Raw genomic sequence first — 9,744 nt, 5'->3', positions numbered from 1 at the left:
ATCAGGTTCGGGATGGGCAGTTCCGGGATGATCAGGTGGAACCCGCGATACTGCGCGGGAGCGCTGTCGGCGTGGATGCTCACGGCGACATCGGCGCCGGACTGGCTCGCCGCCCGCGCCCGGTCGTCTACGCAGCCACCCCAGTTCATGTCGTCCTGGCGGCTCAGCACCACGCGCGCGCCGAGTGTCTCCAGCGACGTCTTGACCACCTGCGCGACGTTCCAGGTGATGGTGTGCTCGGGAACGCCGTTCATCGTGGTCATCCCGGTGGTCTGGCAGTCCTTGGTGCCGCCGCGACCATCGCTGACCTGCCTGGCCAGATCTTGCGAGTGGTTCGACCCCTGGTGTCCGGGATCGAGGAAAACGGTCTTGCCCGCGAGCTTTTTCGACATGTCCAACGCCGACGGCGCCGCGTGCGCGCTGACCGGAAACAACCCGGACAGCGTCACCGTCATCGCGGCCGTGACGGCGGTACAGATACCGGTTTCGATGATGCTTGGCTTCATAGTGCGGTCGGCGCCCCGGGATGGGGCGCCCCTCCCTTCCCACTTGTAACACCAAACCCAGTGGTTAACTCTGGCAACGTGTGTATCAGCAAAGCAAGGAGAGTTATCGAAGTGTTACCGCAGGTCCGGCGCCGCGCCGTCGGACCGACCACAGCTGTTTGCGCGGAGATAGCAGAGCGTAGTGCAATCCGACCTGCGCCATGCCGAACGGCACACCGAATTCACCGGCGAGTCGGCGAAGCACTGATGAGAGGCGCCGCGCAAGGGTACACCGGCGAGCGCCGCACGCGGCGACGGACATATAGAAACAAGTAGCTGGGATGTCCGGAATCCGTCGTCGAGCCTTCGGCCGAATCCGCGTGGGCCGAGCGCAACTCGACCTCCCCGTCGTCTCGGCGTAATCGCCACGGACCGCCGGAATAGCGGATTTCCGGCACACCACCCGGTCGGTTCTGGTATTTCTGGCCGCGGAGATGCGGGGATCTCCCGAGTCGGCCGCGACCACGGACGGACAACGCCCGCGCGGCGGTAGTACAAGTCAAGGAGAACCGGTATGCGTGCAAGCACGCTCCTGATCGCTGGGGCCATGACCTCCGCGGTGACCCTGCTCGCCACGGGAACGGCGGCGGCCGAACCGGCGAACGCCATCTCGCACGACGGCGTCTATCTGGTCGGCGTGGACATCGCCCCCGGCGTCTGGGAGGCGCCCGGCACACCCGACCCCGCCTACGCCTGCGATTGGGCAAGGTTGTGGAAGGTCGAGGGCGACAACACGAATATGCAGAACATCATCGCGAACAACCACACTCGACTGAGCCCGGTGCGGGTGGTGATCAAGCCGACCGACGTCGGATTCAAGACCGAGAACTGTGGCCCGTGGCGATTGCTGCCGACGCCGCCGCCCACCGGATCGTTCGGCGGCTGAACCGGACAGCGCCCGCCGGACGGCTATTGACCGGCGTTCAACAGACGCTAGGGTCGGCCGCATGACGAGGAGCAAGATTCTGATCACCGGTGCGAGCTCCGGCCTCGGAGCCGCCATGGCGCGGGACTTCGCGGCCAAGGGCCGCGACCTCGCGCTGTGCGCCCGCAGGCTCGACGCGCTCACCGCGTTGCGCGACGACCTGGCCGCCGCGCATCCCGGCGTCACCATCGCGGTCCGCGCACTGGACGTGGACGACCACGCGGCGGTGCCGGTCGTGTTCGGCGAATTGCGCGACGAACTCGGCGGTCTGGACCGCGTGATCGTCAACGCCGGGATCGGCAAGGGAGCGCGCGTGGGCAGCGGCCGGGCCCACGCGAACCTCGCGACGGCGACGACGAACTTCGTCAGCGCGCTGGCACAGGCGGAAGCGGCACTGGAGATCTTTCGAGCCCAGAGCGCCGGACATCTGGTGCTCGTCTCCTCGATGAGCGCCGTGCGCGGGCTGCCCGGCAAGAAGGCGGCCTATTCGGCGAGCAAGGCGGGCCTGGCCGCACTCGGCGAGGGACTGTCCACCGAGCTGGCCGGCACGCCGATCTCGGTCACTACGCTGCTACCAGGATTCATCGCCACCGACATGGCCGCCAAGGCGGGTGACGCGCGGATGGTCGCGCCCCTGGACAAGGGCGTCGCGGCGATGGTCGCCGCCATCGAGAAGGAGCGCCGCCGGGCCTGTGTGCCGGGGTGGCCGTGGCGCCTGATCGACATCGCGCTCCCCCGTCTACCCGACTCCCTCGTGACACGGATGAGCTGAACGAGCTACCGCCTGAGCGTCGTGCGCGGTGGCTTTCGCGCCGTGCGCGGTGGCGCCACGCGCCATCGTCGCGCCGCGGGTATTTCCGATATCCCGCAGAGCATCCGGCCGAGCGTGCCGCAGCGGGTAATTACCCGCGAGGTAATCGACGCGACGACCGGCGGCAGGAAGGATCGCGGCCATGATCGATGAGACGGGCACCAAGCTGTTCCATCAGAGCATGCCGTTCACCGAGCGCCTCGGCGTAGAGGTCCTCGCCCACGGACCCGAACTGGTCCGCAGCCGTCTGGCCTGGGACCAATCGCTGTGCACGCTCGGCGGCGCACTGCACGGCGGCGTGCTGATGTCGCTCGCCGACGCCACCGGCGCGGTCTGCGCGTTCCTCAATCTGCCCGAAGGCAAGCAGGGCACCACCACAGTGGAGTCGAAGACCAATTTCCTGCGCGCGGTGCGCTCGGGGCACGTCATCGCCTCGGCGGCGCCGCTGCACGCCGGGCGTTCGTTCATCGTGGTCGAGACGGTGCTCCGGGACGACGCGGACAAGCTGGTCGCGAAAGTCACCCAGACTCAAGCGGTGCTCTAACCGACGCCGACGGCCACCCGCTCGCCCGCCGCCGCGCGGGCCGCGGGCCAGACCCGGGCCAGGTCCAGCAGCTGCCGCAATTCGGCGGCGAAATCCGCCGCGGGGACCGGCAGCCGGGCCGCGTTCGATCCGATCGGCGCCGTCCCCGCCTTTCGCGCGGCCGCCGCGCACGCCACTCGGCGCGCGTAGTCGGTCATCGGACATTCGGAGCCGGCCGGGGTGGCGGACATCGGGGCGTAGCGACCGAGTTGCAGTAGCGCGTCCTGGATCTCCACGGTCATCCGCAGCAGTTGGGTCCCCGGGTCGGCCCGCTCGCCCGCGGCGGGCCGCAGCACGATCTCGGGAACCGCGGTGGTGAGATCCCGCCACAGCGGACGCAGCCTCCGGCAGAACCGTCCGGCTCGGTCGAGTTCCGCGGTGGCCAGCAGCGACCGGATCAGCGGAATGGCGACCACCGTCGCGTCGAGCGCCAGACAGATGGTGACCGTCGCCTCGATCCTGATCAGATGCCCACCCCAGCCCTGCCACCCGGTGCAGGCCCGCACCGTCGACAGCACCAGGTTCACCCCGAAAAGTGTTGCGGCCCAAATCATCAGGCCGCATACCAGCTTCTCGGCCAGCCCGATCCCGCCGACCCGCAGCTCCCGGACGCACATGCGGGCCAGCAGTGAGACGTTCACCAGCAGCGGCAGGCCGAAGGCGGTCCACACCACCAAGCCCTCGGCGTCCACGGTCAGGTCGACCAGCCTGCCTTCCTCCCGTGCCGACGCGCCGGCCAGGAGGATCGCGGCGGTGGACGCGGCGGCCAGCGCGCCGCAGACGCGGTGCCTGCGCCGGACCACGACCGGGTCCGCGTCGAAGGCCCAGATGCGCACGATCCCCTGCAGGCACATCGATGCCATCACCGTGCAGCCGAGCGCGAGTTGATGAGCGAGGCTCGCGATACCGGGCATCATGGTGCAGCGATACAGCAGCAGACTCAGCAGGCCCCAGCCGAACAGCTGATTCAGCAATTCGTCGACGGCGGTGTCACGTACCAGCAACCATCGGCCCGCCAGAACGGCCGCGACGAAGCCGATTACCGGCCACGCGACGATTCCCGAAATCGATGACGACATCGGCCGACCTCCCACCCGCGAAACTGTCCCTTGCGAACGATAACGTTGCCGCGTGTTCGTGACCGCGCAGATCGAGAAACGGCAGCAGCCGATTACCGAGGCGCGTCATCCCCTCGCCGGTGATTCCACCTTCCCGGACCGTCACCGATCCCGGCAAGTCGCCGCTTCCGCACATTCGAGGTCGATCTTGACAAATACGCGATATGCTCACTCGTTCACCGAGCCGACATCCCATTTGTCCAGTTCGCGACAGCATATGCCGAACACCGGGCGGACGGCGATTGTCACCGCACCCAGAACTTCGGGGGCTCCGCCGTCGGATGTCACAGCGCGGCGTGGCACGGCGAATTCGGGAAGGACGCAAAACATTTGGCGGATCGTGCGTCGGTGTTACGCTGACTCACATAGAGTTTCAGTGACGACACTCACCTCCGACACGCACCTCTCGGCAGGTGCGCCTACTCTTCGTAGTCCGCGAACGCGGTCCCACCTCATGCTCTGCCCGCCCGTTCGTGCGGCAAGAACGGAGATATCTGTGCGCGATGAACCACGATCTGCTTTCCGGACCGAGCGAGTCGATGGTGCATCGCTGGGGAGAGACGTCGTTCCCCCGGCACTGCCAGGGCGTGGCCGGACGGCCCGGCCACGCAGAGCCCTGATACCGGCGGCCTTCGTGACCACGACCAGGGGGTACTCGGCCGCGCCGCGATACCGCGTTCCCGAAGACAGCGCACTGGCGAACCTATGCGTCACGGCTTGACCGTGTTTGGGGAACGGAACCGATGAGCAAGCAGACTGCCGGAACAACCGAATTAGCCGTGCGCCCTGCCGGGACGGACTCGATGAACACCGCGCTGCGCGATCGCCTGATCGGCGCGACCGTCGAGGTGGTGTCCACCGAGGGTTTGCACGCGCTCACCGTCCGCCGCGTCTCGCGCATGTGCGGCGTCTCCACGATGGCCGTGTACTCGAATTTCGGGGGGATGCCCGGCCTGATCCGGGCGGCCGGTTCCGCCGGTTTCGCGCAACTGGCCGAGCGCATGGCCGCTGCCGGGGTGAGCGAGGAGCCGATCACCGATCTGCTCGTCCTCGGCCTGGTCTTCCGGGACGAGGCCCAGCGCAGGCCGGAACTCTTCCAGCTGATGTTCGGCACCGGCACGCGCATCGACACGAAGATCAACCGCGGCAACGTGCTGGTGGCCGGGCACGATTCGGAGTTCGAGCACTACGCGGAGACCTTCGACAACGTGGTCGGCGCGGTGCAGCGCGCACAGGACGCCGGTCTGATCAGCACCGCCGACGTCCGCTCGGCCGCGGCGCAGCTGTGGATGGGCCTGTTCGGCTTCGTCCAACTGGAGATGGCCGGGCACCTGGGCGACGACGGCCTGCTCGAAGTGCTGGTGCCCGCGATCGTGAATCTTCTCGTGGGAATGGGCGCCGAGCTGGAGACCGTCGGCGCGTCGGTACTGCTCGCGGTGGAGCGCTTCGCCGATCGGTTCGGCGACTGACGTCTACGCGCCGGGTACCGGTCAGAACGGCAACCGGGACCGCAGCCGCTGGGCGCGTGCCATCGCGCGCTCGGCGGCGCTTCCGCGCGGCGGCATCAGACCCAATTGCAGCAACATCTCCGTCAGGTCCCACGTGGCCTGGCTACGCCAGATCAGCCCCGAGCGGAACTGCCACACGTCGATGACCAGCAGGTCGATCCGTTTACCGGTCGGACCGAAGCCGGGCGGGTCGATCGGGCCGAGATGGGTCCCGGTCATCCGCCACGGCACCAGGGCGATCCGATCGTCGGCGGCGAGCACCGGCGGAAACGGGTTGGTGTAGGCGACATCCGGGAACGAGCGCACCGTGTCCGCGACGAATTTCGCCACGCCCGCCCGCCCGTGCGCGGGCGCGTCCAGCGAGGGGTCGTGCCAGATGGTGTCCTCGGTGACGCATTCCGCGACCGCCGCGCCGTCTCCGCTGTTCCAGCCCGCGATGTATCGCTCGGTGAACGCCAGCAGCCAGGCGAGGCTTTCCACGGGCTCGGCCTCCGCCTCGATACGGAACTGCCCGGTGTTGTACGGATCCACGCCCATCGCCTTTCACCCAGTGCCAATTCGACGAGTCATCGTAGCCACGGAACGAGGACCCACTCAACAGCTTCCGGGCGAGCGTGTCCGAGACCGGCGGAATAACACCGGAATAACGGTGTAATTACTCGGCGATCGGGCGGCCATAACCTTGTAATAACGTCAGAATAATATCGTCATACCCGCCCTGAACTGCATCGATGGCGAAGCCGGCAATAGCGTTGCCGCAATGTTTTTCGCGCCGTGACCGCACAGTTCCTTATTGACCTTCACGAATCGGTCCTCCTACCATGGGTGGACACTGACCTCCTACCGCGGAACCACTTCACTCCGGACGACGCTCACGGCCGAACAGGTTTACCGGCGTCGCGATTCCGGTTGTCTCCACGCTGATTCGAAGACGCCGACGGAATACGCGCCTGCGGTTTTCGAATACCCGAGCACCAGGGGATTTTGCATGCCCAATGTAGCAATTGTCGGTATCGGCTGCCGTTTCCCGGGCGGCATCGACGGGCCGGACTCTTTCTGGGATCTCGTCGTGCGCAAGGGCGACGGAATCGTGGAGGTGCCGGCCGATCGCTGGAACCTTGCGAAGTTCTACGACCCCGACCCGGACGCGCCCGGCCGGATGTACACCAGGCACGGTGGCTTCCTGACCCAGTCGCTGTGGGAGTTCGACGCCGAGTTCTTCGGCATCTCCCAGCGCGAGGCATCGATCATGGACCCGCAGCAGCGGTTGCTGCTCGAAGTCGCCTGGGAGGCGCTGGACGACGCCGGGATGGCGGGCCGGGTCGGCGGGCGCGAGGTCGGCGTGTTCGTCGGCGGTTTCATGAACGACAACGCGCTGGTGCGCAGCGGCTCGATGGCGCGCGCCTCGATCAACAGCCACAGCCCGACCAGCTCGTCGCACACGCTGCTGTCGGCCCGCATCGCGTTCCTGCTGGATCTGCTCGGACCCACCATGACCATCGACACCGCCTGCTCGTCCTCCCTGGTCGCGTTGCATCAAGCGGTGCTCGCGCTGGAGTCGGGCGAGTGCGAATCGGCGATCGTCGGCGGGGCCAACGCGATGCTGCGGCCCGAGGCGTTCATCTCCATGTGCAAAGGCCGCTTCCTGGCGGTCGACGGGCGGTGCAAGTCCTTCGACGCGGCCGCCGACGGTTACGGGCGCGGCGAGGGCGCGGGCGCGGTGGTGTTGAAGACCCTGGACGCGGCGGTCCGCGACCGCGACCGGATCTACGCGGTGGTGCGCGGCAGCGGCGTCAACCAGGACGGCCGCACGCTGGCGATCCCGGTGCCCAACCCGGTCGCACAGGAAGCGCTGGCCCGGCGGGTGCACCGGCTGGCGGGCATCGACGCGCGCGACGTTCGTTTCGTGGAGGCGCACGGCACCGGGACACCGGTCGGCGACCCGCTCGAATTGGCCGCCCTGGGCGCGGTGTACGGCGCGGTCGACGGCCGCGACGAGCCGCTGCCGGTGGGCTCGATGAAGAACAACATCGGGCACACCGAGGCCGCCGCGGGCGTCGCCGGCGTCATCAAGGCCGCGCTGACCCTGCACCACGGCGTCATCGCCCCGCAGCTGCGCCTGGACAACCCGAACCCGGAGATCCGGTTCGAGGAACTGCGGTTACGCGTTCCGCTGGCGACCGAACCACTGCCGAACGAAGACGGCCGGGCCGCGGTGGCGGTCAACAGCTTCGGCTACGGCGGCACCAACGCCCACGCGATCCTGACCCGCGCGCCACAGCTGCAAGCGCGGGCCGCGTCGACGCCGATCACCGTGCTGCCGCTGTCGGCCCGCAACGAAACCGCGCTGCGCGCCATGGCCACCCAGCTGCAAGAGCTGACCGAGACCGCCCCGGTGGACGCGGTGACCGAAGCGGCGTGGACCCGGCGCGCACACCATCCCCTCCGCGCCGCGTTCGGCTACCGGGACGCCGACGACCTGCGTGCCCAGCTGGCCGATTTCGCCGCGGGAGCGGGCAAGTCACCGGTCCGCGCCCTCACCGACGGCTCCACCCAACCGGTGTTCGTGTTCAGCGGCATGGGCCCGCAGTGGTGGGGCATGGCCCGCGGCCTGCTCGAGGCCGACGGGCACTTCGCCGCGGCCGCACGCTCGATCGACGAGATCTTCCGCGAGATCGCGGGCTGGTCGATCGTGGACGAACTGCTGCGCCCGGAAGAGCAGTCGCGCATCACCGGCACCGCGTACGCACAGCCGGCGAACTTCCTGGTCCAGGCCGCGCTCATGGCCGAACTCGCCGAACTCGGCATTCATCCCGCCGCGGTGGTCGGCCACAGCGTGGGCGAGGTGGCCTCGGCCTACGCTTCGGGCTCGCTGTCGCTGCGCGACGCGCTTCTGGTGAGTTGTCACCGCGCCCGGTTGCAGGCCACCACGGCGGGCACCGGCGGCATGCTCGCCGTCGGTCTGTCGGAGGAGCAGTTGCGCGAGCGCCTCGCGGGCGTGCCGGACGTCTGCGTCGCGGCGGTCAACAGCCACTCGGCGGCGACGCTGTCGGGCGACCTGGCCGAATTGGACCGCATCCGGGAAGAACTCACCGCCGAGGGCGTCTTCGCCAAAGCGCTGCGCGTCGAAGTGCCCTATCACAGCCACCTGATGGACCCCATTCTCGGCGACCTCACAACGGCGCTGGCCAATCTCACACCGCGACCGGCGCGCGTGCCGATCTGGTCCACCGTCACCGGCGGCGAACTGTCCGGCCCGGACTGGGACGCCGAGTACTGGTGTCGCAACGTGCGCGAGCCGGTCCGGTTCGGCGCGGCCGTGGACAGCCTGCTCGACGCGGGGCACCGGGTCTTCCTGGAGGTGGGGCCGCACCCGGTGCTCAGCGGCAACATCAAGGAGGCGTTCGTGCGCCGCGGCCTCGACGGCGCGGCGATCAGCACCCTGTCGCGCAACGCCGACGACCGGGACAACCTGCTGCGCACCGTGGGCGAGCTGTACCAGGTGGGCGGGCTCGACACCACGCGCGTGCCCGGCACGCCGGAGACGCCCGGCGCCCACCTGGATCTGCCCGGCTACCCGTGGCAGCGCCGCGTGCTGTGGACCGAGGACCCCGCGATCGAGGCCGACCGCGTCGGCGCCGTCGACGGTTACGTCATGCTCGGCCAGCGCACGGCGGCCTCCGAACCGGAATGGGAGGTCGAGCTGTCGGTGGCCGCGCTGCCGTGGCTGCCCGATCACGTGGTGGACGGATCGGTGGTGCTGCCGGGCGCGGCCTATCTGGACGCCGCGCTCAGCGCCATCGCCGTCCGCACCGGCCGCAGCGGCTTCGGGCTCGAGTCGGTGCAATTCGTCGCCCCCTTGGTGATCGCGCAGCACGACGTGCCGGTGTTGCGCCTCACCGTCGAGGAGACCACGCACCGGTTCACCCTCCGCTCGCGCGCCGCCACCGCGACCACCTGGACGATCAACGCGCACGGCAGGCTGATCGAGGCCGACGTCGACGCGCGCACCATCGACCTCACGCCCGCGGCGGACGCGGTGGACGTGACCGCGGCGACGCTCTACGACGGCTTGGCCGCACACGGCCTGGCCTACGGGCCGAGCTTCCGTTTGATCACCGCGGCGCGAGTGGGCGCCGACTCCGTGCTGGCCCGGCTCGATCTCACGCCGCTGGCGGGCAGCGCGCCGAGCCTGCCGCACCTGGCCCACCCGGCGGCCGTCGACGCGGCACTGCAGTGCTTCGCCGCCCTCTA

8 protein-coding genes are annotated in these 9,744 nt (G+C 68.9%); 5 read left to right on the top strand and 3 right to left on the bottom strand.

Annotated features, from left to right (window positions below):
* A partial coding sequence (locus ON27_RS19745) for an N-acetylmuramoyl-L-alanine amidase (RefSeq protein ID WP_043729524.1) occupies nt 1-506 on the bottom strand: 506 nt, incomplete at its 3' end.
* A gap of 553 nt (nt 507-1,059) precedes the next feature.
* Between ON27_RS19745 and ON27_RS19740 the strand changes: the two genes are divergently transcribed.
* The 3 genes from ON27_RS19740 (at nt 1,060) to ON27_RS19730 (ending at nt 2,825) form a co-directional block, all read left to right on the top strand.
* Complete coding sequence (locus tag ON27_RS19740; protein ID WP_043729521.1) at nt 1,060-1,431, top strand: Rv1352/Rv1906c domain-containing protein; 372 nt, start codon at nt 1,060-1,062, stop codon at nt 1,429-1,431.
* Between the two features lie 61 nt (nt 1,432-1,492).
* Nucleotides 1,493-2,242, top strand: a complete 750-nt coding sequence (locus ON27_RS19735) for an SDR family oxidoreductase (protein ID WP_043729518.1) — start codon at nt 1,493-1,495, stop codon at nt 2,240-2,242.
* Between the two features lie 181 nt (nt 2,243-2,423).
* A complete protein-coding gene (locus tag ON27_RS19730) occupies nt 2,424-2,825 on the top strand; it encodes a PaaI family thioesterase (RefSeq protein ID WP_043729514.1) in 402 nt (133 codons plus the stop codon).
* Here the strand turns inward: ON27_RS19730 and ON27_RS19725 are convergent.
* The gene (locus tag ON27_RS19725) at nt 2,822-3,943 is read right to left on the bottom strand and encodes an MAB_1171c family putative transporter (protein WP_043729512.1); all 1,122 of its coding nucleotides are present in this window, start codon (nt 3,941-3,943) and stop codon (nt 2,822-2,824) included. The genes ON27_RS19730 and ON27_RS19725 overlap by 4 nt on opposite strands.
* 782 nt (nt 3,944-4,725) lie before the next feature.
* Here ON27_RS19725 and ON27_RS19720 point away from each other — a divergent pair.
* Nucleotides 4,726-5,451: a TetR/AcrR family transcriptional regulator gene (locus ON27_RS19720; protein ID WP_083887674.1), complete on the top strand. Its 726-nt coding sequence runs from the start codon at nt 4,726-4,728 to the stop codon at nt 5,449-5,451.
* A 21-nt stretch (nt 5,452-5,472) separates the two neighbouring features.
* Here ON27_RS19720 and ON27_RS19715 read toward each other — a convergent pair whose 3' ends face one another.
* Nucleotides 5,473-6,027: an ester cyclase gene (locus ON27_RS19715; protein ID WP_043729508.1), complete on the bottom strand. Its 555-nt coding sequence runs from the start codon at nt 6,025-6,027 to the stop codon at nt 5,473-5,475.
* A gap of 451 nt (nt 6,028-6,478) precedes the next feature.
* Between ON27_RS19715 and ON27_RS19710 the strand changes: the two genes are divergently transcribed.
* Nucleotides 6,479-9,744: type I polyketide synthase (locus ON27_RS19710; RefSeq protein WP_043729506.1), on the top strand; the 3,266-nt coding region annotated here is incomplete at its 3' end.

The organism is Nocardia asiatica NBRC 100129 (assembly GCF_000308415.1).
In the GTDB taxonomy this organism is placed as follows: domain Bacteria; phylum Actinomycetota; class Actinomycetes; order Mycobacteriales; family Mycobacteriaceae; genus Nocardia; species Nocardia asiatica.
This window is presented reverse-complemented; position numbering and strand designations above follow the sequence as displayed.